Genomic DNA, 23,139 nt, shown 5'->3' with positions numbered 1-23,139 from the left:
GAGACGGAGATGCAAAAAGAGCTTTATCAGATCGAGAGAAGCGAGGTTTCTCTGAATATTTCCGAGGGCGCCGTGACGGAGGTGCGCCGCAAGCACATCGTCCGCAGCGGCTGCCGCGTGTATGACGGCGGAAAGCTCGGCATCAGCGGCGTGTTTGGCGAGCCGGACGAGGTAACATGGCAGGCCGCGCAGCGCGCGCTCACTGCCGGCCTTTCCCACCCGGAGCCGCTTGGCGCTCTGGTCCGCAGCCGCGAGACCGGCGTTATGCCGGAGGAGCGTGAGCTGCTGGAGCAGTCCGAGGCTCTGCTGGCACATCTGCGTGAGGAATGTCCCGGCTTTGTGTTTTCCAATAAGATCGTGGCGCTTTCCGAGCGGGTGCGGCTGGAAAATGACCTCGGCCGCAGGCTCGACGACAGGCAGAGCGGTTCGTTCCTGAATCTGGTCGTGAAGGACGAGGCATCGCCGAACGTATTTGACACCGGCATCGGCTGGACGAGCCGCGGCAATGCGGCCATCGACGGGCTGGAGGCCGCGCGCCGTTCCCTGCGTGCCTACCGCAACGAGGTGCCTATGCCGAAGGAAAAGCTCCCCGTCCTGTTTGCGGGCAGCTTCCTGAGCGGAAAGCTCGAGGGCCTGCTCGACGTGCAGAAGCTGGAGAGCGGTGCGTCGCTGTTCAGCGGCAAAATGGGGGAGAAGCTCTTCTCCGGCGCGCTGACGCTGCAGGTCGACCGGCGTCCTGAGAGCTGGCTGCCGTTCTTTGATGCGGAGGGCTCCGTGCTCGAGGGCGACACACTGCCGCTCATCGAAAACGGCGTGCTTGTGCGCGGCGCAGCGGATCGTGCACAGGCTGCGCGCTATGGCTGCATGGCGACTGCCGCGGCGGGCGGCGCTTATGACGCCGCGCCCTGCCGCTCGGCCTCGGAGGGCTGCCTGCGCATTGCACAGACACATTCCTATGCCGAGCTGCTCGGCGATCGGTCGTTTATCCTGATCGACGTGGCCTCCGGCGGCGATATGACGCCTGCAGGGGATTTCGCGACACCGGTGCAGACGGCCTATCTGTGCCGTGACGGCCTGCCTGTCGGCCGCCTGCCGGAATTCAGCTTCCGCGGCAGCGTGTTCGACCTGCTGGGCGGCGGCTTCCTCGGCCGGACGGACGGCGGCCCCCTCGGCGGCGACGGCTGGACGCTTCTGGAAGGCACCATCGACGCCTGAACGGATCTGCAAAAACAAGCAAGACCTGCCTGAACGAAATCAGGCAGGTCTTGCTTGTTATTTTGCGTCTCTGGAATCGATCGTTCCGCGGAAGACGACGAAGCGGTCATAGAGGAACTCTAACACGAGGTTCAGCACCATGTTGAGCGCCGTGACCAGGTAGTCGTTCCAGAGCTTCACGTCGGTGAGCCAGTGCTCCAGCCAGGTGGTGCAGGGCGTAAAGACGAGGTAGAACAGCGCGACAAGCGCCATGGCGCGCGGCACGCTTGCGGCGGAGCGGAACGTATAGCGCCGGTTCAGCGTAAAGTTCCAGAGCACGGATAGCACCAATGCGATAAGATAGCCCAGCCATGCGGGCAGGTGGATGACGTCGTTGCACAGGGCGAACGCGCCGATCTGGATGAGCCCGGCCGAGGCAGAGAACAGAGTGAACTTCAGCGAACGCAGCAGCTCTGCGCGGCGGTTCACCGTGCCCATGCGGCGTCCTCTGCCTCTGAGGTGCGGTCGCGCAGCATGAGCGAATTGAGCGCCTCACGCGGATCGCGGCCCTCATAGAGCACGGCATAGGCCGCCTCGGTGATCGGCATGTCGACATTCTTGCGCTGCGCCAGCTCCCACGCGGACTGGGCGGCATAATAGCCCTCGACGACGGCGCCGACCTGCTTCATGGCCTCCTGCACGGGAACGCCCTGGCCGATGAGGATACCGGCGCGGCGGTTACGGGAGTGCATGGACGTGCAGGTGACGATCAGGTCGCCCACACCGGCCAGACCGGCGAAGGTCTCGCGGTGCGCGCCGAGCGCCATGCCCAGCCGGGCGACCTCGGCAAGGCCGCGCGTCATGAGCAGGGCCTTGGTGTTGTCGCCGTAGCCCATGCCGTCGCAGACACCGGCGCAGAGGGCGATGACGTTTTTGAGTGCCGCGCCCAGCTCGATACCGGCCGTGTCCGGGCTGGTGTAGACGCGGAAACGGCTGCACATGAAGGCGTTCTGCACGCGCTCGGCAAGCTCCCGCTCCGGGCAGGCGACGACAACGCCCGTCGGGATGCCGCGGCTGACCTCCTCGGCGTGCGAGGGGCCGGACAGGGCGACGACGGTGCGGCCGGTCTCCTGCGAGACAAGCTCAGACATGCGGTAGCCGGTACCCTCCTCGATGCCCTTCGTCACGGAGACGAGCAGGGGCGTTTCGGCAAGGTACGGCGCAAAGGCGTGGGCCGTGGTGCGCACGGCGAACGACGGCGTGGCGAACACGACCATCTCCCTGCCCTGCGCGCAGGCGGGGTCGGCGGAATAATGCAGTCCCTCCGGCAGCGTGACGCCGGGGAGATATGGATTCTGATGGGTCTCGGCGAGCTGCTTGCTCTCCGTTTCGAAATGCGACCAAAGGGTGACATCGTGACCGTTTTCATGCAGCAGAATGGCAAGGGCCGTGCCCCAGCCGCCGCTGCCGGCGATCGTTACCTGCATGAAAGATTCCTCACTTTTTCTTGGATTTCAAAAGATAGGTTTTTGTCTCCGTGCCATGGAGCAGACGGGCAATATTGCTGCGATGCATGAAGATCGCAAGGACGGCCATAGCAATGGCGATGCTCCAGATCCACGGCTGTCCGGGAAAAAAGATGACAAACAGCACGGCATAGGCCGTGGCGGCCAGAATGGAGCCGAGCGAGACATAGTGCGTCGCAAAGACGATGATCAGAAACAGGCTGAAGCCGATGACAAAGATGCGCCAGTCCATCATGATCGCCAGTGCAGCGCTCGACAGGATGCCCTTGCCGCCGCGGAAGCCGTAAAAGACCGGGAAAATATGGCCCAGCTCCGTCATCGCGCCTGCGATCATCATCCCGAGCTGCGGGTTTCCGGGCAGGAGCCAGCGGCCGAGCAGGCAGGCGAGCACGACCTTACCCATATCCATCAGGACGACGAGCAGCGTTGCCCAGCCGCCGAAGTTCCGCAGAAAATTCGTCAGGCCGGCGTTTCCGCTGCCTTTTTTGCGGATGTCGTCGTGCATGCAGGTGTGCGACACGACGATAGCGCCATTGCAGCTGCCGAGCAGGTAGCCCGCAGCGGCACAGCAGACGATGCGCCACCAGTCCATGCTCAGTCCTCCTTATCGCCCTTCTGGCGGATGGTCAGCCGGATGGGCGTTCCCTCCAGACCGAAGACACCGCGGAGCTGATTCTCCAGATAGCGCTGGTAGGAGAAGTGGAACAGGCGCGCGTCGTTGCAGAAGATGACGAAGTGCGGCGGCTTTACGCCGACCTGCGTCATATAATAGATCTTCAGGCGGCGCCCCTTGTCCGTGGGCGGCTGCACGCGGGCCGTGGCGTCCTCAAGAATGCTATTGAGCATGCCGGTCGTGATGCGCATGGCGCTCTGGTTGGCCACGGCGTTGATGCGCTCATAGAGCTTGCCGACGCGCTGTCCCGTCAGGGCGGACAGGAAGATGATCGGCGCGTAGGTGAGGTAGCTGAGGTCGCGGCGGATCTCGGCCGTCTTCTCAGCCATGGTGTTCGTGTCCTTGTCCACAAGGTCCCACTTGTTCACGACGATGATGCTGGCCTTTCCGGCCTCGTGGGCCAGACCGGCGATCTTCGTGTCCTGCTCCGTCACGCCCTCGACGGCGTCGATGAGGATCAGGCAGACATCCGCGCGCTCAATGGCGGCGATGGATCGGAGATTGGAATATTTTTCAATGGCGTCATCGACCTTGGACTTGCGCCGCATTCCGGCGGTATCGATGAAGCGGTATTTGCCGAATTCGTTTTCAAAATAGCTGTCGATGGCGTCGCGCGTCGTTCCGGCGACATTGGAGACAATGACGCGCTCCTGCCCGAGAATGCGGTTGAGCAGGCTGGACTTGCCGACATTCGGCTTGCCGATGATGGCAACGTTGATGACCTCGCCCTCGTCCTCCTGCTCGGAGGGGGCGGGGAAGTGCGCAACGCACCAGTCGAGCAGGTCGCCGGTGCCGTGGCCGTGGACGGCGGAGACCTCGATGGGGTCGCCGAGGCCGAGCGCATAGAATTCGTAGACGTCGGGGTTCGTGGGGCCGACGGAGTCGCACTTGTTCACGGCGAGACAGACCGGCTTGCGGCTGCGCAGCAGCATATTGGCGACGTCCTGATCGGCGGCGGTCACGCCGGTCTTCACATCCGTGACCATGACGATCACGTCGGCAGCGGCGATGGCCAGCTCGGCCTGGCGGCGCATAAACTGCAGCATCTCACTGTCGGTGTTCGGCTCGATGCCGCCCGTATCCACGAGCTCGAATTCGCGGCCGTTCCAGTCACAGTCGCCGTAAATGCGGTCGCGGGTCACGCCCGGCGTATCCTCCACGATGGCGGCGCGCCGGCCGGTCAGTTTGTTGAAAAGCATGGACTTGCCGACGTTCGGCCGTCCAACGATCGCAACCAAGGGCTTGGGCATAGCGCAAGCCTCCTCTCTGCGGCAGAGCGCCGCGGGTTCTTTTTCCTATTATGGCACAAAACGCTTCGATTTGCAAGGCACAAACAAAAATGCCCGCAAACAAAGCAAAACCTGCCGGGATACCACCCCGGAAGGGGCGCTGTCCGGCAGGCTGAGAGAAAGGAGCTTATCCTTTCCTGCTTTCCTTGTGGGAACGGAATTACTTCGCCTCGGCGGCAGGAAGAACCTCGCGGCCATTGTAGGTACCGCAGTTCTTGCAAGCTCTGTGCGGCAGACGAGCCTCACCGCACTTCGGGCAAGCGACTACGCCGGGGATGGAGAGCTTCCAGTGGGAGCTGCGTCTCTTATCCCGTCTTGCCTTGGAAACCTTACACTTAGGAACAGCCATGAATGACACCTCCTTGGTCAGATGCTTTCGCAGAAAATAATCATTTATCCTTCAACAGCTGCCCAAGGACAGCCAAACGGGGATCGATCTCAGGGCGGCACGAGCATGCGCCCTCATTCAGATTCTTGCCGCAGCGGGGGCAGATGCCCTTGCAGTCCGGCTTGCAAAGCAGCTTCGAATCCATGTTCAGCACGAACGCGGTCGTCAGGATCTCGTCCAGATCGGCCATATCCCCCTCCTGCAGGAGGAAAGTCCACTCATCTGCCTCATCCTCCCGCTCGAGCGAACGGGTGAGCACAGCATGCACCGGCCAGGAGACGCGGCGTTCAAACGGCGCGGCGCAGCGGTCGCAGACAGCGTGCAGATTGGTGGAGATCACGGCCTCTAAAACGAGGACACCGGCGGTGTTGCGCACCGTCCCCTCGGCGGAGACGGGCTCCTGCACGGGAAAACTCCCGCCGAATTGCAGATCGTGCAGATCCAGCGCGGTATGGAAGGGCAGAACACTGTCCGGCTTTTGCATGATTTTTGATAATCCAAGCAGCATAATGATCCCCTGTTCCATAGTCGTGCAGGAGATATTATAACGGTTTTTCGTGATTTTGTCAAATCCTTTTTCGATTTTTTCATAAAAAACCTTGACAATCCGAACGATCTGCGGCATAGTAAAGGCAGCAGCGCCCCATTGCCGCTTCGGCCTTCGCCGAATCTTTTTCGCCGATCCATCGGTTCGAAAAGTTTGGAGTACACAAAGTACGCCTGCACTTTCCGAATCTCGGCTCGACAAAAAATCTCTCGCCGAATGCTTTCGCTTCATGGTGCGCTGCTGCCCGATTTCAGCGAAGGAGACCACGCTCCCATGAAAGAACTGACCATCGGCCGCAATGACGCCGGGCAGCGGCTCGACCGCTTTCTGGCCAAGGCCGTTCCGCTGCTGCCCGCCTCGCTGGCGCAGAAGTATATCCGCCTCAAGCGTATCAAGTGCAACAACGCCCGCGCGCAGCGCGACACGCGCCTGCAGGAGGGCGATGTGCTGCAGCTTTATATCAACGACGAGTTTTTCGACAAGCCCTCCGAGGCCAACGCCTATCTGACGGTGACGGCACCGAAGCTCAACATCGTCTATGAGGACGAAAACATCCTGCTCGTGGACAAAAAGCCCGGCGTGGCCGTGCATCCGCACGACGGCGCGGAGTATGGGCGCACGCTCATCGACCATATTCAGGCCTATCTCTATGCAAAAGGAGAGTGGCGGCCGCGCGAGGAGCAGGCCTTCACCCCAGCCCTGTGCAACCGGATCGACCGCAACACCGGCGGCATCGTCATCGCGGCCAAGACGGCCGAGGCGTTGCGCATCCTGAACCAGAAAATTCGCGACCGCGAGTTGGACAAGCGCTATCTCGCCGTGGTGGAGGGCACGCCCCGCCCGGAGACCGGCGTGCTGAAGGGCTATCTCTTCAAGGATGCGGTCAAAAACCGCGTTTTCGTCACGGATACGCCGCAGAAGGGCGCAAAGACCTGCGAAACGCGCTATCGAACGCTTACAAAGCGCGGCGGCCTGTCGCTGGTGGAGTGTGAGCTGATCACGGGCCGCACGCATCAGATCCGCGCGCAGTTTGCGCACGCCGGACATCCGCTGCTGGGCGACGGCAAGTACGGCAAGCTCGATCCGCACGCTGACCGGCGCTATCAGGCGCTGTATTCCTATCGCCTGACGTTCTGCTTCACCACGGACGCAGGCGTACTTGCGCCCCTGAACGGCCGCAGCTTTCAGGTGGCGGACGTCGAATTTGTGAAGACGTATTTCCCGGACTTTCGCCTGCCGGGAATTGCAGAATAAGCAAACCGATCAAAATCGCCCCCATCGGCTTTGGCCGATGGGGGCGATTTTATAGGTATCAGGTCAGATGCAACAAGGGCTTAGTCCTTGTACATCTCGACCAGCTTGAGCAGGTGCTCATAGCGGGCCTTTGCGGATTCCTCGTTGCGCTCAAACAGCTCGTTTGCACGCTCCGGGAACTCGCGGGTCAGGCGGCTATAGCGCGCCTCGTTCATCAGGAACTCCTGATAGCCGCCCTTCGGCTGCTTGGAGTCGAGGGTGAACTTGCCGGTCTCCTTGGACGGGTCGAAGCGGAACATGTTCCAGTAGCCGCAGTCGACAGCCTTCTTCATCTCTTCCTGGCAGTGCATCATGCCGCCCTTGATGGAGTGCATTTCGCACGGAGCATAGCCGATGATGAGGGACGGGCCATGATAGGCCTCGGCCTCGGCAATGGCCTTGAGGGTCTGAGCCTGGTTGGCACCCATCGCGACCTGCGCGACGTAGATGTAGCCATAGGACATGGCGATCTCGGCAAGGCTCTTCTTCTTGGTCTCCTTACCGGCAGCCGCGAACTGAGCGACCTGACCGATGTTGGAAGCCTTGGAGGCCTGTCCGCCGGTGTTGGAGTACACCTCGGTATCGAAGACGAAGATGTTGACATCCTCGTTCTGGGCAAGGACATGGTCCACGCCGCCGAAGCCGATATCGTAGGCCCAGCCGTCGCCGCCGAAGATCCAGACGGACTTCTTGCTGAGGTAATCCTTCTGGCTCAGGATCTCAGAGGCCAGCTTGCAGGCGTCGCAGTCGCAGCCGTCGCAGATGCTCTCTTCGAGGGCGGCGATGTAAGCCTTGGCAGCTTCCTTGTTGGCAGCGCCGTCTTCCATGGTGTCGAGCCACTTCTGAGCGGCTTCCTTCAGCTCTGCAGCCGTCCAGTCGATGGCGAGCAGGGCGTGAGTCTTCTCGGCGAGGTTCTCGCGGATGACCTTCTGCGCGGTGTACATGCCGTAGCCGTGCTCTGCGTTGTCCTCGAACAGGGAGTTGGACCATGCGGGGCCGTGGCCGTTCTTATCGGTGCAGTACGGGGACGTCGCGCCCGGGCCGCCCCAGATGGAGGAGCAACCGGTGGCGTTGGAGATATACATGCGGTCGCCGAACAGCTGGGTGATGAGGCGTGCATAGGACGTCTCGGCGCAGCCTGCGCAGGAGCCGGAGAACTCGAGCATGGGCTGCTTGAACTGGCTGCCCTTGACGCTCAGATCCTGAAGCTCTTCCTTCGGCGCGACCTTGGAGACCATGTAGTTGAAGACCGGCTGCTGATCGAGCTGGCTCTCCTGAGCGACCATGGTGATGGCCTTCGTCGGGCAGACGCCGACGCAGACGCCGCAGCCCATGCAGTCGAGCGGGGAGACAGCCATGGTGTACTGATACTTGCCCTTGCCCTTGCCAGCCTTGACCGGACGGATCTTCGCAGCGGCGGGAGCGGCAGCGGCCTCTTCTTCGGTCAGTGCGAACGGACGGATCGTGGCATGCGGGCAGACAAATGCGCAGCTGTTGCACTGGATGCACTTGTCGGCGTCCCACTCGGGGACGGTCACGGCGACGCCGCGCTTCTCGTAAGCGGAAGCGCCCAGCTCGAACTGGCCGTCGACATGATCCATGAACGTGGAGACAGGCAGGGAATCGCCGTCCATCTTGTCGATGGGCAGGAGGATGTTCTTGACCATCTTCACGAGCTCCGGCTTGCCCTCGAGCACGGTGGTGTCGGGCTGATCCTCAGCCTCGGCCCATGCGGCGGGGACATCGACCTTGACGTAGGCGGTAGCGCCGGCGTCGATGGCGTTCCAGTTCTTCTCAACAACATCCATGCCCTTCTTGGCGTAGGAATGCTCGGCGGCGTCCTTCATGTACTTGATGGCGTCGGCCTCGGGCATGACCTTGGCGAGGGAGAAGAAGGCGGACTGCAGGATGGTGTTCGTGCGCTTGCCCATGCCGACCTTGATGGCCAGATCGATGGCGTTGATCGTGTAGAGCTGGATGTTGTTCTTCGCGATGTAGCGCTTCGCCTCGGCGTTCAGGTGGTGCTCCAGCTCGGCCAGATCCCACTGGCAGTTGATGAGGAACACGCCGCCCGGCTTGACGTCGTTGACGATCTTGAAGCCCTTGGTGATGTAGGACGGGTTATGGCAGGCGACGAAGTCGGCCTTGTTGATGTAGTACGGGCTCTTGATGGGCTTGTCGCCGAAGCGGAGGTGCGAGATGGTCACGCCGCCGGTCTTCTTGGAGTCGTACTGGAAGTAGGCCTGCACATACTTGTCGGTATGGTCGCCGATGATCTTGATGGAGTTCTTGTTTGCACCGACGGTGCCGTCGCCGCCGAGGCCCCAGAACTTGCACTCGATGGTGCCTTCCGCAGCGGTGTTCGGTGCGGCATGCTCCTCGAGGGACAGGTGGGTGACATCGTCGTTGATGCCGATGGTGAAGTGGCGCTTCGGCTCTTCCTTCGCCAGCTCTTCATAGACGGCGAAGACGGATGCGGGGGGCGTATCCTTGGAACCGAGGCCGTAGCGGCCGCCGATGACCGGGATCATCCGGCCGGCGTTGGCCAGAGCGGTCACGACGTCGAGGTAGAGCGGCTCGCCCAGGGCGCCCGGCTCCTTCGTGCGGTCGAGAACGGCGATCTTCTTGCAGGTGGCCGGAATGGCCTCGAGCAGACGGTCGGCGCGGAACGGACGGTACAGGCGGACCTTCACGAGGCCGACCTTCTCGCCGTGAGCGTTCATGTAGTCGATGACTTCCTCTGCGACGTCGCAGATGGAGCCCATGGCGATGATGACGCGCTCTGCGTCCGGTGCGCCATAGTAGTTGAACAGCTTGTAGTCGGTGCCGAGCTTGGCGTTGACCTTGCCCATGTACTCCTCGACGATCTCAGGCAGAGCGTCGTAGTAGCCGTTGCAGGCCTCGCGGTGCTGGAAGAACGTGTCGCCGTTCTCGTGAGAGCCGCGCATGGCGGGGCGCTCGGGGTTCAGGCAGTGGTTGCGGAAGGCAGCCACTGCGTCCATGTCACACATTTCCTTCAGGTCATCGTAGTCCCAGATGGCGATCTTCTGGATCTCATGGGACGTGCGGAAGCCGTCGAAGAAGTTGATGAACGGGACGCGGCCCTTGATGGCGGACAGGTGCGCGACAGGGGCAAGGTCCATGACTTCCTGCGGGTTGGTCTCGCAGAGCATGGCGAAGCCGGTCTGACGGCAGGCGTAAACGTCGGAATGATCGCCGAAGATATTCAGCGCATGGGTCGCGACGGTACGCGCGGAGACATGGAAGACGGCGGGCAGCAGTTCACCGGCGATCTTATACATGTTCGGGATCATCAGCAGAAGACCCTGCGAAGCAGTATAGGTCGTCGTCAGAGCGCCGGCGGCCAGAGAGCCGTGAACGGTGCCGGAAGCGCCTGCCTCGGACTGCATCTCGACGACCTTGACGCGGTTGCCGAAGATGTTCTTACGGCCCTGCGCAGACCACTGGTCGACATAGTCGGCCATCGGGCTGGAGGGGGTGATGGGGTAGATGCCGGCTACTTCCGTAAAGGCGTAGCTGACATGGGCGGCGGCGGTGTTGCCGTCCATCGTCTTGAATTTACGTGCCAAAATAAATACCTCCTGAAAGTATTTCTTTCAAAACATCTCCATTCTAACACTAAAGTCCGGATTTGTAAATCAGAAAAACGAAAAGAACCGCGAAAATCTTGGAACTGTGCCACGTAGCGTGCGGCCATTTTCGGCATATTGCCGCGAAGAACGAAAAGATGGGGAAGCGGCTGCCTGGCGCTTCCGCAACAAAAGTGCGGGAGAATCGGAGAATCGGGATGTTCGTGTCGGATCGTGTGAGAATCAAGAAAAAGTTCGCGTAATTTAGTGTAAAAAATTGAGAAAAATTCGTTGATTTTTACACGAATGTGCGATATACTGGTCTCAGTACCCTTGAGGAGGGATGAAGCATGTATCGAAAAATCACGGGCTTTCTGGAAGCGTGGAAAGAAAACGAACACCGCAAGCCCCTTATTTTACAGGGCGCAAGACAGGTCGGAAAGACCTATTCCATTCTGGAGTTCGGGCGCACCCACTACGAAAATGTGGCATACTTCAACTTTGAAACCAATCCAAAGCTGAACGAAACCTTTGAGGAAAACATCAGCCCCGATTATCTGATCCCGATTTTGTCCCATATCGCAGGTCAGACTATCGTAAAGGAAAAAACGCTGATAGTCTTTGATGAGGTGCAGCTCTGCGAAAGGGCGTTGACTTCACTCAAATACTTTTGCGAGGACGCTCCAGATTACCACATCATCGTCGCAGGCAGCTTGCTCGGCGTTGCAGTCAACCGGGCGAAATTCTCTTTCCCCGTAGGAAAGGTCGATATGAAAACGCTTTATCCTATGGATATGGAGGAATTTATGTTGGCGCTCGGTGAGGACGATTTGGTAGAGCAGATTAAAAAGTGCTTCCAGACCGATACGCCGCTGCCGTCGGCCCTGCACGATGCGGCCATGCAGCTTTACCGTCAGTATCTTGTGGTCGGCGGTATGCCGGAGTGCGTGATGCAATTCGCTGAAACCAGGGATTATATCCTTGTTCGCCATACGCAGGATACGATACTTGCAAGCTATCTCAACGATATGAGCAAGTATAACAACTTGAATGAAATCAAGAAAACCAGACTTGCCTACGATAACATCACCGTCCAGCTCTCCAAGAAGAATACCCGTTTCCAATATAAGCTGATTAAGAAAGGAGGACGGGCTTCCGAATTTGAAAATGCGATCGAATGGCTTTGCCTGTCTGGTATCGTGTCACAGGTCTACAAGGTCGAGCAAATCAAAAAGCCCCTTGAAAACTACCGTGATATTGATGCGTTCAAGATTTATGTGTCTGACTTAGGACTGCTTTGCGCCAAAAAGGATCTGGCCGCCAATGACATTCTCTATATGGTGGAGGAAATCAACGACTTCAAAGGCGGTATGGCGGAGAACTATGTCAATGTGCAGCTTACCATGAACGGCTACCACACCTACTATTGGGAGTCCGAGCGTGGTGCTGAAATTGATTTTATCATTCAGCGTGACGGGCAGCTCATTCCCATTGAGGTCAAATCTGCTGACAACACCAGAGCCAAGAGCCTGAAGCTCTATATGGATGCCTATCAGCCTGCCTATGCCATCAAGCTCTCTGCGAAAAACTTCGGCTTCGAGGATCGGAAAAAGAACGTCCCGCTCTATGCGGCCTTCTGCATTTGAAATCGGCATAGAAATAATGAAATATAATGCCCTTTCAAACACTTTCAAAAAAATAGAAAGGAGACTGAAATGAACAGCTTAGTATTAGGACTGCAAAATGAAATAACGAGATCGGGTTGTGATGTTGTGAACGTTTTGCGCAAAGCGCACTTAATATCCTCTAAACTTGATTTGGCTCAATTCGATCAATGGACTCAATATGAATTAAATGGCTATCCTGGTCCGGGCTATTGCCCCGAGTATAGAAAAGTGAGAGGAGTTTTGAAAGCGCTTAACCCCTATCGAGGTTGGATCCCAACTGTTATTCAAAACGACGATTTTGAGAAAAAGATATGCGAACGAAAAATTGTTAACTCCATTTCGGAGATAATTTCCTTAGGCAAATCATCTGATGACGGTTGGCTAATTTGTGAGTTTTCAGGAGAACAATTGGAATACCTAAATAGCCTATTCAAACCGCCAGTGCCAATGACCTATAAACTTTATATTCCGAGTACGTCAATAGCCGATATAGAAGAAAAAGTTAAGAATACAATTTTAGATTGGACACTAAAGCTTGAGGCAGAAGGCATTGTTGGAGAAAATATGGTTTTTTCTGAAAAAGAGAAAAACTGTGCGGCAGGCATTCCGCAAACTATAAATAATTTTTTTGGAAATACTAGTATTATTACTTCGCCAAGTGACCATGTGCAAATTATATCTGGGGGTGAAAACAACATTACCTTCTCGTATAGTGCTGTGGAGCAGGCAGTTGACGAAATTGAGAAAAGATTACTTAAAGAAAGGCTTTCAAACGATATTACAGAGAGAGCAAATGAATTACTGTCTGATATTAGAAGTGAAATTGAGAATAAAAGCAAGCCCAATGTACTTAAATCATTGCTGGCTGGTCTCGGAAATATCTTAAAGGATGCGGGTGCTAACGCCCTGTCGGGGCTGATTCAGGCAATAATTCAAGGATTATTCTAAAATGAAATCATAGTTTGAATATTCACTAAGCCGCCGTCGCTTTTGCACGGCGGCGCTTGTATTTTTGCGGTCTGTGTTGTATGATAAAAAAATAAAGGAAAAGGAGGGGGAACGTATGACTTCACGCGTGGATTCCGTGGGCCTGTCCGGCATCAGCGGCTATCCCGTCATGGTCGAGTGCAGCATCTCCAGCGGCCTGCCGGGCTTTGAGCTCGTCGGCCTGCCGGATGCCGCCGTGCGCGAGTCGCGCGAGCGGGTGCGCGCTGCCATCAAAAACAGCGGTTTCCGCTTTCCGGTCAGCCGCATCACGCTGAACCTTGCCCCGGCCGGGACGAAAAAGACCGGCACGCTCTACGACCTGCCGATCCTGCTCGGCATTCTTGCGGCGCAGGAGCTTGTCCGCCTGCCGCGCGAGCCGTCCGCCTTTCTCGGCGAGCTGAGCCTTGAGGGCAAGCTGCGTCCGGTCAACGGCGTGCTGCCCATGGCCATCGCCGCCCGGAAGGCCGGCATCCGCACGCTGTATGTCCCGGCGGAAAATGCGCGCGAGGCCACGCTGGCGGGCGGCCTGACCGTCATCCCCGTGAAGGAGGTGCGGCAGCTGGCCGCCCATCTGCGCGGTGAATTCTCCATCGAGCCGGAGCCTGCCTGGCAGCCCGAGGAGACGGAGGAGCGCCTGCCGGACTTCAGCGATGTCATGGGACAGGAGCATGTCAAGCGCGCGCTGGAGGTCGCGGCCGCAGGCGCGCACAATGTGCTGCTCGTCGGCCCGCCGGGCTCCGGCAAGAGCATGCTGGCCCGCCGCCTGCCGTCCATCCTGCCGGATATGACGCGCGAGGAGGCACTGGAGGTCACGCAGATCCACTCCGTCATGGGCCTGCTCACGCCGGAGTCCCCGCTGGTGCGCCGCCGCCCCTTCCGCAGCCCGCACCACACGATCTCGGCTCCCGGCCTGACGGGCGGCGGCTCCACGCCGCGCCCGGGCGAGATCTCACTGGCCCACCGCGGCGTGCTGTTCCTCGATGAGCTGCCGGAATTCCGGCGCGAGACGCTCGAGGTCATGCGCCAGCCGCTTGAGGACGGCATGGTAACGATCTCCCGCGCAAACGGCTCAGCAAGTTACCCGAGCCGCTTTCAGCTCGTGTGCGCCATGAATCCGTGCCGCTGCGGCTGGTACGGCGACCCCTCGGGGCGGTGCACCTGCTCGCAGGGTGCGGTGCAGGCCTATCTTTCGCGCATCTCCGGCCCGCTGCTCGACCGCATCGACATCATCACGGAGGTGCCGTCGCTCCACTTTGACGAGCTGCGCAGCACGACCGTGCCGGAGTCTTCTGCCGTGGTCAAGCAGCGCGTCGAAACGGCCCGCGCTATCCAGCGGGAGCGCTTCAAGGGCACATCCTGCCGCTGCAACGCCAATATGCAGACGCCGGAGCTGCGCCGCTTCTGCGAGCTGGACGAAACGGGAGCTCTGCTGATGCAGCAGGCGTTCGAGAGCCTCGGCCTCACTGCCCGCAGCTATGACCGCATCCGCCGCGTGGCCCGCACGATCGCGGACCTTGCCGGGAGCGAAAGCATCCTGCCGGAGCACCTGTCCGAGGCCATCCAGTACCGCACGCACCAACTGATCCAGAACTGAGGAATTGAGGAATTTACCATGAATGAAATGTTTTTGCTGAAGCTGGGCGAGATCGTCCTGAAGGGCGGTAACCGCTTCCAGTTTGAGAACCGTCTCAAGACGAATGTTGCCCGGCGTATGCGCCCGTTCGGCGACTTCCGCGTCTCCATCGTCCAGTCTACGGCCTATGTGGAGCCGGAGAACGCCGACTGCGACCTCGACGGCGCGTGGGAGGCCTGCCATGCTATCTTCGGCGTGGTGAGCCTGTGCCGCTGCCGCCCGTGCGCCAAGGATCTCGACGCCATTTTTGATACGGCCATGGCCTACCTCGGCGAAGACCTGAGCATGGCGAAGTCGTTCAAGGTCGAGTCGCGCCGCTCGGACAAGCGCTTTCCGCTGACGTCCATCGGCCTGTCGCAGGAGATCGGCGGCCGTCTGGCTGAGGCCTTTCCGGACGTGACGGTCGATGTGCATCACCCGGATTACACGGTCTATGTCGAGGTGCGCGACCGCGCGGCCTATGTGCACGGCCCGGCGGAGCCCGGCGCGGGCGGCCTGCCCACGGGCGTGGGCGGCAGAGCCATGCTGCTGCTGTCCGGCGGCATCGATTCGCCGGTCGCGGGCTACATGATCGCCAAGCGCGGCGTGGAGCTGGAGTGCGTGCACTTCTTCTCCTATCCCTATACCAGCGAGCTGGCCAAGGACAAGGTGCTGGAGCTTGCACACCTGATGACGCGCTACTGCGGCCGAATGACCGTGAATATTGTCGGCTTTACCGAAATTCAGGAAGCGATCCGTGACAACTGCCCGGAGGAATTCTTTACGCTGGTCATGCGCCGGTTCATGATGAAGATCGCCGAGCGCATCGCGCGTGACCATGGCTGCGGCTGCCTCGTCACCGGCGAAAACCTCGGCCAGGTCGCCTCTCAGACTATGGAAGCCATGGCCGTGACGGGCGCCTGCGTGGACCTGCCCATCTTCCAGCCGCTCATCGGCATGGATAAGGAGGAGATCGTCACGCGCGCCCGTCAGATCGGCACGATGGAGACGTCCATCCTGCCCTATGAGGACTGCTGCACGGTCTTTACGCCGCGCCACCCGAAGACGAAGCCGACGCTGGCCCAGGTGGACGCCGCCTGCGCCCCGCTCGACCTGGAGGGCCTGATCGCCCGCGCGCTGGAGAACACCGAGCTGGTGAAGGTGCGCTGGCATGGATGAGGCGGTGCAGGTCATTGCCCGGCTCACGGCTGCGGAGAGAACGCTCGTCACGGCGGAAAGCTGCACCGGCGGTCTGCTCGGCAAGCTGCTGACGGATGTACCCGGTGCTTCCGCCGTCTATCTCGGCGGCATTATCTCCTACGCCTACGCCGTGAAGGAGCGCCTGCTCGGTGTTCCGCATGCCCTGCTCGAGGCGCAGGGGGCCGTGTGCGAGCCGGTCGCCCGCCGTATGGCGGAGGGCGCGCGGAGCCTGCTCGGCGCGGACTATGCCCTGTCCGTCACCGGCAATGCCGGGCCGGGCACGGATGAGAAAAATCCCCGCGTCGGGGAGATCTTTGTGGCGTGCGCCGACGCGGCCGGGACGCGGTGCGTGCGGCTGGAATGCGGCGGTACGCGCGGGGAGAACCGGGAGGCGGCCTGCCGCGCAGCCCTGCGGCTGCTGCTGGAGCGCGCGGTATGAGCGGCGTGCCCGATGCGGCCATTGCCGCGTGCCCCGATTATGAGCCGGAGACCTGCCGCACAGCCCTGCAGCAGGTGCTTGCGCCGTTCGGAGGCCTTGCATGGGTGAAGCCCGGCATGCGCATCGCCGTCAAGGCGAACCTCGTCTCGGCCATGAAGCCGGAGCGGGCCGCAACGACCCATCCGATGCTGCTGCGGGTCCTGACGGAGGAGCTCGTCCGGCGCGGCGCGTCCGTCGTTGTGGGTGACAGCCCCGGCGGCACCTATGCAGCGGGGCATCTGAACGCCGTCTACCGTGCCTGCGGCCTTGCGGCCGTCGAGGAGGCAGGCGGCACGCTCAACCGGAACTTTGCCCAGCGGGAGGCCGACCTGCCGGACGCGCGCGTGGCAAAGCACATTACTTACACGGCCTATCTGGACGACGCCGATGCCGTCATCAGCTTCTGCAAGCTCAAGAGCCATGGCATGCTCGCCCTTTCCGCTGCGACGAAGAATCTTTTCGGTGCGATCCCCGGCACAATCAAACCGGAGTATCACTATCGCTATCCCGATCCCATGGACTTTGCCGGGATGCTCATCGACCTGAACGAGCATTTCCACCCGAGGCTCTATCTTGTGGACGCCGTCGTCGCCATGGAGGGAAACGGCCCGACGGCCGGAACGCCGCGTCCGTTCGGCGCGCTGCTGGCCGGAACGAACCCACACCGCATCGACCTGCTGTGCGCCTCACTCATCGGGCTGAAGCCGGAGAATGTGCCGACGCTGCGCGCAGCGGCCGAGCGCGGCCTGACGCCGCTCGACCCGGCGCAGCTCTGTGTTGCGGGGGATGCCGCGGCCTTTGCCTGCCCGGATTTCCGGATCGTCCAGCATGGGACGGGGACGGATTTCGGCGCGCGGGGCGGCACCTTCGGCCGCCTGCTCGGGAAGACGGCGGCGCTTGCGCTGCGGACGCGGCCGGGCCTGAAGCGGGCGCTGTGCGTCGGCTGCGGCGTGTGCCGCGATGTCTGTCCGGCCCATGCCATCACAATCGAAAACGGCCGGGCGCACATCGACCGCGGGCGCTGCATCCACTGCTTCTGCTGTCAGGAATTCTGCCCGAGGGGCGCGATGCAGGTGCACCGCACTGTGATCGCCCGCATTGCCGGACACTTGTAACCGCTGGGGAATCTCTTGAACGAATTCGGAACTTTCTGCTCGGGATCCCCACGCCGCTTCGTTTTTCGGAATGACAAAGCGGAGGGCTTTGTGCACACGGGACCCGGAGCGTTTTCTCCGGGTCAGCTTGTCAAAGAAGTCCCTTCGGGCCTTTTTGCCAAGCTGCTTTCCAAATTGCAAAATCAAATTTTGCAGCATGATTTTGCAATTTTGCCGCTGCGGCGGGTTATTTGACGCGAAAGGACACCCTGACGGTTTCCTTTCACACCTTTCTTCCCTCCGGAACTTTCGGCTGGGCAGGTTTTTGACAGTCTGACCCGGAGCGTTTTCTCCGGGTTTTCTGATATTTTATATTACTAAAGGAGAATGATCCATGATCCAGCGCTATCACAACGAGCCGGTCGGTCTGCGCGTGACGCCGGAGCCCGGCGACTATCTGAAGCTGCACGACCGCATCCTGCCGGACGGCAGCGAGCAGATCACCGTGGGCCGCGGCGGGAGCTGGTCGGTCCTGGCCTGCAAGGAGGTCTATGGCAAGGCATCCAAGGCCGTGCAGGCCAGCGGTGCAAAGAGCGCCGTGTTCGACCTGAGCGCGGCGGCCGAGCTGGGCCGTGACGGCCTTCTGGCTGCGGCCGAGGGCATCTGCGGCGGCGCTTATCAGATGAAATATACGCTCTCCGATCAGTGGGAGCCGGAATTTGCCTGCTATGCCTCCGGCGAGGGCTGGCAGGAGCAGGACCTGCAGCTCGGCTGGACGCTGGCGGAGTCCATCCTCCGGACGCGCAGTCTTGTGAACCGCCCTGCCAATCTGCTCACGCCGGAGCGGCTTGCTGCCGCGCTGACGGAGCAGTGCGCGGGTCTGCCGGTCGAGACGCAGTGCTATGACCGCGGCACCCTGCACGAGCTGGGGCTGGAGGCCTTCCTCGCCGTGGGCGACAGCAGCGGCCACTCGCCGGTGCTGGCCGTGCTGCGCTATACGGGCGCGCCGGATTCGGCGGAGCGCCTCGGCCTTGTCGGCAAGGGCGTGACGGTGGATTCCGGCGGCTATAATCTGAAATCCAGCGGCTCCATGGCGGGCATCAAGGGCGATATGGCGGGCGGCGCTGCCGTGGCCGCTGCCGTGCGCGCCATTGCGGCGGCCGGGATTCCGGTGAATGTTACGGCCGTCGTGCCGTGCTGCGAGAACCGCATCTCCACGACGAGCCTGCTGCCGGGGGACCTGATCGGCTCGTTGTCCGGCAAGACCATCGAGGTATTCAATGCAGACGCCGAGGGCCGCCTCATTCTGGCCGACGGCCTGACGTGGGCCATCCGGAAGGAGGGCTGCACGCGCCTTGTGGACGCCGCCACGCTGACGGGCGCGATTTGCGCCATGCTCGGCTATGTGGCCACGGGCGTTATGGCGAGCGACGACGGCTGGTATGCCGCGCTCGAGCGGGCCGCCGCCCACTCCGGCGAGCGCTTCTGGCGCATGCCGGACTTCCCGGAATATGAAAAGCTCATCCGCGGCGACCTCGGTGACGTGCGCAACACGAGCCGCGACGGCTGCGGCGCGATCACGGCCGGGCTGTTCCTGCGGCACTTTACCGAGGGTCTGCCTTGGCTGCATCTGGACATCGCAGGCACGGCGGACAACAAGGGCTATGTCTGGGAGCATCAGGTCCCCGGCGCGACCGGAACGGCCGTGAGCACCCTGTTCCATCTGGCCTGCGGGCTGGCGGAAAAAAAGGAGGAAGCAAAATGAAACGACCCCTGATCGAGGCATGTGTGGATTCCTATGCCTCTGCCATGGCGGCAAGCCGCGCCGGTGCGGACCGGCTGGAGCTGTGCGCCCATCTGGTCATCGGCGGCACGACACCGACGCATGCCCTGTTCCGGCAGGTGCAGCGCGGCAGCGGCGTGCCCATTAATGTGCTCATCCGCCCGCGCTTCGGCGATTTTCTCTATACCGAGCCGGAGCTGGAGGAGATGTGCGAGGAGATCGCGGCCTTCCGCGACCTCGGCGCGAACGGCGTCGTCATCGGCGCGCTCACGCCGGACGGCGAGCTGGACCTTGCGCAGATGCGCCGCATGCTGGCCTGCGCAGGGCAGATGGAGGTCACGCTCCACCGCGCGTTCGACATGACGCGCGACCCGTTCCGGGCGCTGGAGGACGCCGTTTCCCTTGGCTGCCGGACGATCCTGTCCTCGGGGCAGGCGGCCAACGCAGCCCTCGGCGCGCCGCTGCTGGCAAAGCTGAACGAGCAGGCAGCAGGACGCATCGACCTGATGGCGGGCTGCGGCGTAAAGAAAGCAAACATTGCGCAGATTGCTGCGCAGACCGGCATCACGACCTTCCACACCACGGGCCGTAAGGGCAGCGTGGACAGCGGCATGCGCTACCGCAAGGAGGGCGTGTCCATGGGCCTGCCGTCCCTTTCGGAGTATGAGCTTTGGCTGACGGACGAGGCGGAGTTCCGCGCATGCGCCGAGGCGGTGCACGCCCTCGGAACGCCGGGAGCGCAGGCATGAGAGGCCGGAAAGCGGAATTTGAGCGGAAGCTCGCCCAGACGGGCCTTTGGCAGCTTCCGGACCTATTGCAGACCCTGCCGGACGAGACGGCGCGGCTGGCCCGCCTTTGCTATGCGGCAAGCCCCGCCAGCGACTGGCTCGATACGCCGCCGGAGGTGTTTTTCTCCTGTGCGGCGCATGCGCGATACCTGCGGGAGAATGCTTCGTGGACGCGCGCCCTGCCGGAGCCGCTGTTCCTTGCCTATGTGCTGCATCCGCGCGTCAATAACGAGGCACTGTGCGACTGCCGCCCCGTGTTCTATGCCGCGCTTGCCGAGCGGCTGCGCGGTCTTCCGGAGGAGGCCGCCATTCTGGAGATCAACCGCTGGTGCGCTGAGCATGTGGCCTATCAGCCGACGGACGAGCGCACGCGCAGCGCGCTGGCCGTGCTCCGCGCGGGCTTCGGCCGCTGCGGTGAGGAGTCCATGTTTGCGGTGAATGTCCTGCGCGCCTGCGGCTTTGCGGCGCGGCAGGTCTATGTGCCGCGCTGGGCGCACTGCGATGACAACCACGCATGGGTCGAGGTCTGGTGCGGCGGCGCATGGCACTTCCTCGGGGCCTGTGAGCCGGAGGCTGTGCTGGACCGCGGCTGGTTCAACAGCGCGGCCGGACGCGCCGTTCTGGTGCACAGCCGCTGCTTCGGCGAGCCGGAGCCGGATGCGGAGGTCATCGGCCGCGAGGGCGATGTGGTCTATTGCAACGAAACGGCCCGCTATGCTGATGTGCGCCGCCTGACCGTCCGCGTGACGGACGAAAACGGTATGTCTGCGGCGGGGGCAAATGTCGATTTTTGTATTCTGAATAATTGTGAATGGTATCCCGCGGCAACGGTGCAGACCGATGCGTCCGGCATGGCGGCCCTCACATGCGGCCTTGGCAGTCTGCGGCTGCTGGCACGGCGGGACGGCCTGTGCTGTGAGGCCTTCGTCTCCCCGGAGGAGACCGGGCCGGTCGTGCTGACTCTCGGGAAGCGCGCTCCCGCGCCGGATCGCTGGGAGCCGATCGAGCTGACGGCACCCCGCGGAGGAGCCGTGCGCGGAGCGGTTCCGACGGAGCCGCAGCGGGACCTGCAGGAGCGGTGGCTCCGGCAGGCGCACGAGGCGTGGACGCAGCGCCGCGAGGACCGGCTGGACGAGGCGGACGCGCAGGGCCTGCCGCCGGAGGAGACGGCGCTGCTGCGCGCGGGCGCGGGCCATGCGGCACAGCTGGCGGCCTTTCTGCGGGAGGAGCCGGAGGCAATGCCCCTTTTGCGCACACTTTTACCGAAGGACCTGCTCGATATCGCGCCGGACGTCCTGCACGATACATGGGCGCACACGCCCCGGCCGGACGGCGTGCCGGAAGGCATCTGGGAGGCCTTTGTGCTCTGTCCGCGCGTCGGATATGAGCAGCTTCTGCCGCAGCGGCGGGAGTTGACTACATATTTTTCGGAGGAACGGAGCGCTGTGTTTCGCAGGGACCCGGCGGCGCTCTGGGCATGGCTCACGGAGACGATCGAGCCGTCCGTGCTCAGCCCATCTCCGCTGGCGGCGCTGACGCTGCGGCAGGCTTCGCCGGAGGCAAAGCGCGTCCTGTTTGCGGCGCTCTGCCGCGCGCTCGGCGTCCCGGCCCGGCTTGCGCCGGAGGACGGTGCGGCCGAATATTGGCACAACGGCGTCTGGAAGCGCACGGAGGGCCGCAACACGCGCGGAACGGTCGTTCTGATCTGCCCCGCGGGCGAAAAATGGGTCTGCGGCGTGGACTTTTCCCTTTCTGCCCTGACGCCGGACGGTGCGCGCCTGCTCTGGCCCGCAGCGGACGGCCTGACGTTCTCCGCTGCGCCGGGGGACTACTGCCTGCTCACGACGAACCGGCTCCCAAACGGCGACCAGCGCGTGCTGCGGCTGCATTTTTCCCTTGCGGCGGGCGAACGGCGCACGATCCGGCCGGAACGCGCCCATGCGGCCCTTTCTGAGATGCTGGGCAGCCATGCGATGGAGGACTTCTTTTCCGCGCGGACGATGGCGGGCGAGCCGGTCTCCGGTGCGGCGCTCACGGCCCGCGGCGGCCTGCTGGCGTGGCTCGCGCCCGGGCAGGAGCCGACGGAGCACCTGCTGCGCGAGCTTCTGGACGAGAACCTGCAGGGCTTGCCGCTGACGCTGCTCGTTCCGGATGCCGGTTCCCTGCGCAACGAGACGCTGCGTCGCTTCTGCGAAAAGAACCCGGACGTCCCCGTCTTGCTGGACGGCGACGCGCGCACGGCGGAGGCTGCCGCGCGGCAGACGTTTGCCGAGGCGGGCAAGCTGCCGCTGCTCGTTGTGCTGCGCGGCCCGCTCACGGCGGCCTATGCCGTCAGCGGCTATCATGTCGGCAGTGCGGCGCTGGCCCTGCGCGTCTGGCAGGCGGTGCGGCCGTGACGGAGCTGCGGATCGTCCGCAGCCGCCGGAAAACGCTGGCGCTGCAGGTCCTGCCGACGGGCGAGATCGTTGCCCGCGCGCCCCTGCGCCTGCCGGAGCGGGATATCCATGCCTTTGCCGAGCAGCATGCGGCATGGCTCGAGGCAGCCGTGGCCCGCGCCAGAGCGGGGAGCCGGGCCGCACAGCAGGCAGGCATCCTGAGCGAAGCGGAGCTGCAGCGGCTCCGCACCGCGGCGCGGGCCGATCTGACGGAGCGTGTGACGCGCCTCGCGGCCCGGATGGGCGTCGACTTTGCCGGGATCACGATCCGCGCGCAGCGCACCCGCTGGGGCAGCTGCTCTGCCCGCGGGAGCCTGAGCTTCAACTGCCTTCTGATGCTGGCCCCGCCGGAGGTGCGCGAGTATGTCGCCGTGCATGAGCTGTGCCACCGGAAGCAGATGAACCACAGCGCCGCGTTCTGGCGCGAGGTCGCGTTATGGCTGCCCGACTATGCCGCGCAGCGCGCCTGGCTGCGGGAGCATGGCCCTGCCCTGCTTGGCCGTCTGCCGGAAACATAAAAAATCCTGTGGAAATATGTGCCAATTTGTGGTAAAATATCCAAGATATCGGCTGCGCGATGAGGTCTGCGCAGCTA

At 62.1% G+C, this 23,139-nt stretch carries 20 protein-coding genes; 13 read left to right on the top strand and 7 right to left on the bottom strand.

From position 1 onward, the window contains the following. Positions 1-9: 9 nt before the first annotated feature. Entirely contained in the window at positions 10-1,215 is a 1,206-nt protein-coding gene (locus tag WMO66_RS04290) for a metallopeptidase TldD-related protein (RefSeq protein WP_349135147.1), read from the top strand. Between the two features lie 57 nt (positions 1,216-1,272). On the opposite strand, the gene WMO66_RS04285 is transcribed toward WMO66_RS04290, so the two are convergent. From WMO66_RS04285 to WMO66_RS04260, 6 genes are all read right to left on the bottom strand, one after another. Continuing rightward, on the bottom strand, positions 1,273-1,692 hold the full coding sequence (locus tag WMO66_RS04285; protein WP_349135146.1) for a GtrA family protein: 420 nt from the start codon (positions 1,690-1,692) through the stop codon (positions 1,273-1,275). Beyond that, on the bottom strand, positions 1,680-2,681 hold the full coding sequence (locus WMO66_RS04280) for an NAD(P)H-dependent glycerol-3-phosphate dehydrogenase (RefSeq protein ID WP_349135145.1): 1,002 nt from the start codon (positions 2,679-2,681) through the stop codon (positions 1,680-1,682). The genes WMO66_RS04285 and WMO66_RS04280 overlap by 13 nt, the downstream gene beginning before the upstream one ends. Positions 2,682-2,691: 10 nt before the next feature. Continuing rightward, positions 2,692-3,312: a glycerol-3-phosphate 1-O-acyltransferase PlsY gene (gene plsY, locus WMO66_RS04275; RefSeq protein WP_349135144.1), complete on the bottom strand. Its 621-nt coding sequence runs from the start codon at positions 3,310-3,312 to the stop codon at positions 2,692-2,694. 2 nt (positions 3,313-3,314) lie between these two features. After that, positions 3,315-4,643, bottom strand: a complete 1,329-nt coding sequence (gene der, locus WMO66_RS04270) for a ribosome biogenesis GTPase Der (protein ID WP_349135143.1) — start codon at positions 4,641-4,643, stop codon at positions 3,315-3,317. A 199-nt stretch (positions 4,644-4,842) separates the two neighbouring features. Beyond that, entirely contained in the window at positions 4,843-5,031 is a 189-nt protein-coding gene (rpmF, locus tag WMO66_RS04265; RefSeq protein WP_349135142.1) for a 50S ribosomal protein L32, read from the bottom strand. A 40-nt stretch (positions 5,032-5,071) separates the two neighbouring features. Continuing rightward, the gene (locus WMO66_RS04260) at positions 5,072-5,578 is read right to left on the bottom strand and encodes a YceD family protein (protein ID WP_349135141.1); all 507 of its coding nucleotides are present in this window, start codon (positions 5,576-5,578) and stop codon (positions 5,072-5,074) included. A gap of 312 nt (positions 5,579-5,890) precedes the next feature. Between WMO66_RS04260 and WMO66_RS04255 the strand changes: the two genes are divergently transcribed. After that, positions 5,891-6,871: an RluA family pseudouridine synthase gene (locus tag WMO66_RS04255; protein WP_349135140.1), complete on the top strand. Its 981-nt coding sequence runs from the start codon at positions 5,891-5,893 to the stop codon at positions 6,869-6,871. A gap of 80 nt (positions 6,872-6,951) precedes the next feature. Here the strand turns inward: WMO66_RS04255 and nifJ are convergent, their stop codons facing one another. Continuing rightward, positions 6,952-10,500, bottom strand: coding sequence for a pyruvate:ferredoxin (flavodoxin) oxidoreductase (gene nifJ, locus WMO66_RS04250; protein ID WP_349135139.1), 3,549 nt, complete (start codon positions 10,498-10,500; stop codon positions 6,952-6,954). 350 nt (positions 10,501-10,850) lie between these two features. On the opposite strand from nifJ, the gene WMO66_RS04245 reads away from it, so the two are divergent. The 11 genes from WMO66_RS04245 (at position 10,851) to WMO66_RS04195 (ending at position 23,062) form a co-directional block, all read left to right on the top strand. Beyond that, on the top strand, positions 10,851-12,146 hold the full coding sequence (locus tag WMO66_RS04245) for an ATP-binding protein (protein WP_349135138.1): 1,296 nt from the start codon (positions 10,851-10,853) through the stop codon (positions 12,144-12,146). Positions 12,147-12,215: 69 nt separating this feature from the next. Further along, the gene (locus tag WMO66_RS04240) at positions 12,216-13,115 is read left to right on the top strand and encodes an AbiTii domain-containing protein (protein ID WP_177719822.1); all 900 of its coding nucleotides are present in this window, start codon (positions 12,216-12,218) and stop codon (positions 13,113-13,115) included. Between the two features lie 115 nt (positions 13,116-13,230). After that, a complete protein-coding gene (locus WMO66_RS04235; protein WP_349135137.1) occupies positions 13,231-14,748 on the top strand; it encodes a YifB family Mg chelatase-like AAA ATPase in 1,518 nt (505 codons plus the stop codon). A gap of 18 nt (positions 14,749-14,766) precedes the next feature. Then, positions 14,767-15,945 carry a tRNA uracil 4-sulfurtransferase ThiI gene (thiI, locus tag WMO66_RS04230; protein ID WP_349135136.1) on the top strand — a complete coding sequence of 393 codons (1,179 nt, stop codon included), beginning with the start codon at positions 14,767-14,769 and terminating at the stop codon, positions 15,943-15,945. Beyond that, positions 15,938-16,405, top strand: a complete 468-nt coding sequence (locus WMO66_RS04225; protein WP_349135135.1) for a CinA family protein — start codon at positions 15,938-15,940, stop codon at positions 16,403-16,405. The genes thiI and WMO66_RS04225 overlap by 8 nt, the downstream gene beginning before the upstream one ends. After that, the gene (locus WMO66_RS04220; protein ID WP_349135134.1) at positions 16,402-17,559 is read left to right on the top strand and encodes a DUF362 domain-containing protein; all 1,158 of its coding nucleotides are present in this window, start codon (positions 16,402-16,404) and stop codon (positions 17,557-17,559) included. The genes WMO66_RS04225 and WMO66_RS04220 overlap by 4 nt, the downstream gene beginning before the upstream one ends. 15 nt (positions 17,560-17,574) lie before the next feature. Beyond that, entirely contained in the window at positions 17,575-17,793 is a 219-nt protein-coding gene (locus WMO66_RS04215) for a hypothetical protein (RefSeq protein ID WP_349135133.1), read from the top strand. A 139-nt stretch (positions 17,794-17,932) separates the two neighbouring features. Then, positions 17,933-19,303, top strand: coding sequence for a leucyl aminopeptidase family protein (locus WMO66_RS04210; RefSeq protein WP_349135132.1), 1,371 nt, complete (start codon positions 17,933-17,935; stop codon positions 19,301-19,303). Then, positions 19,300-20,070 carry a copper homeostasis protein CutC gene (locus WMO66_RS04205; RefSeq protein WP_349135131.1) on the top strand — a complete coding sequence of 257 codons (771 nt, stop codon included), beginning with the start codon at positions 19,300-19,302 and terminating at the stop codon, positions 20,068-20,070. Before WMO66_RS04210 ends, WMO66_RS04205 begins: the two co-directional genes overlap by 4 nt. Next, a complete protein-coding gene (locus WMO66_RS04200; protein WP_349135130.1) occupies positions 20,067-22,505 on the top strand; it encodes a transglutaminase domain-containing protein in 2,439 nt (812 codons plus the stop codon). The genes WMO66_RS04205 and WMO66_RS04200 overlap by 4 nt, the downstream gene beginning before the upstream one ends. After that, positions 22,502-23,062: a M48 family metallopeptidase gene (locus WMO66_RS04195; protein ID WP_349135128.1), complete on the top strand. Its 561-nt coding sequence runs from the start codon at positions 22,502-22,504 to the stop codon at positions 23,060-23,062. The genes WMO66_RS04200 and WMO66_RS04195 overlap by 4 nt, the downstream gene beginning before the upstream one ends. The last annotated feature ends 77 nt before the right edge of the window (positions 23,063-23,139 follow it).

This window comes from Faecousia intestinalis (assembly GCF_040096185.1).
Lineage (GTDB): Bacteria > Bacillota > Clostridia > Oscillospirales > Oscillospiraceae > JAZOXB01.
Note: the sequence above shows the minus strand (reverse complement) of the source record. Positions and strands in the feature narration are given on the sequence as shown.

Excerpts from the sequence above, each read along its gene's own strand:
- WMO66_RS04255 (WP_349135140.1), top strand. The coding sequence starts at position 5,891 with ATGAAAGAACTGACCATCGGCCGCAATGACGCCGGGCAGCGGCTCGAC.
- der (WP_349135143.1), bottom strand. The coding sequence starts at position 4,643 with ATGCCCAAGCCCTTGGTTGCGATCGTTGGACGGCCGAACGTCGGCAAG.
- WMO66_RS04210 (WP_349135132.1), top strand. The coding sequence starts at position 17,933 with ATGATCCAGCGCTATCACAACGAGCCGGTCGGTCTGCGCGTGACGCCG.
- thiI (WP_349135136.1), top strand. The coding sequence starts at position 14,767 with ATGAATGAAATGTTTTTGCTGAAGCTGGGCGAGATCGTCCTGAAGGGC.
- WMO66_RS04205 (WP_349135131.1), top strand. The coding sequence starts at position 19,300 with ATGAAACGACCCCTGATCGAGGCATGTGTGGATTCCTATGCCTCTGCC.
- WMO66_RS04235 (WP_349135137.1), top strand. The coding sequence starts at position 13,231 with ATGACTTCACGCGTGGATTCCGTGGGCCTGTCCGGCATCAGCGGCTAT.
- rpmF (WP_349135142.1), bottom strand. The coding sequence starts at position 5,031 with ATGGCTGTTCCTAAGTGTAAGGTTTCCAAGGCAAGACGGGATAAGAGA.
- WMO66_RS04225 (WP_349135135.1), top strand. The coding sequence starts at position 15,938 with ATGGATGAGGCGGTGCAGGTCATTGCCCGGCTCACGGCTGCGGAGAGA.
- WMO66_RS04290 (WP_349135147.1), top strand. The coding sequence starts at position 10 with ATGCAAAAAGAGCTTTATCAGATCGAGAGAAGCGAGGTTTCTCTGAAT.
- WMO66_RS04240 (WP_177719822.1), top strand. The coding sequence starts at position 12,216 with ATGAACAGCTTAGTATTAGGACTGCAAAATGAAATAACGAGATCGGGT.
- WMO66_RS04200 (WP_349135130.1), top strand. The coding sequence starts at position 20,067 with ATGAGAGGCCGGAAAGCGGAATTTGAGCGGAAGCTCGCCCAGACGGGC.
- WMO66_RS04285 (WP_349135146.1), bottom strand. The coding sequence starts at position 1,692 with ATGGGCACGGTGAACCGCCGCGCAGAGCTGCTGCGTTCGCTGAAGTTC.
- WMO66_RS04220 (WP_349135134.1), top strand. The coding sequence starts at position 16,402 with ATGAGCGGCGTGCCCGATGCGGCCATTGCCGCGTGCCCCGATTATGAG.
- plsY (WP_349135144.1), bottom strand. The coding sequence starts at position 3,312 with ATGGACTGGTGGCGCATCGTCTGCTGTGCCGCTGCGGGCTACCTGCTC.
- WMO66_RS04245 (WP_349135138.1), top strand. The coding sequence starts at position 10,851 with ATGTATCGAAAAATCACGGGCTTTCTGGAAGCGTGGAAAGAAAACGAA.
- WMO66_RS04280 (WP_349135145.1), bottom strand. The coding sequence starts at position 2,681 with ATGCAGGTAACGATCGCCGGCAGCGGCGGCTGGGGCACGGCCCTTGCC.
- WMO66_RS04260 (WP_349135141.1), bottom strand. The coding sequence starts at position 5,578 with ATGCTGCTTGGATTATCAAAAATCATGCAAAAGCCGGACAGTGTTCTG.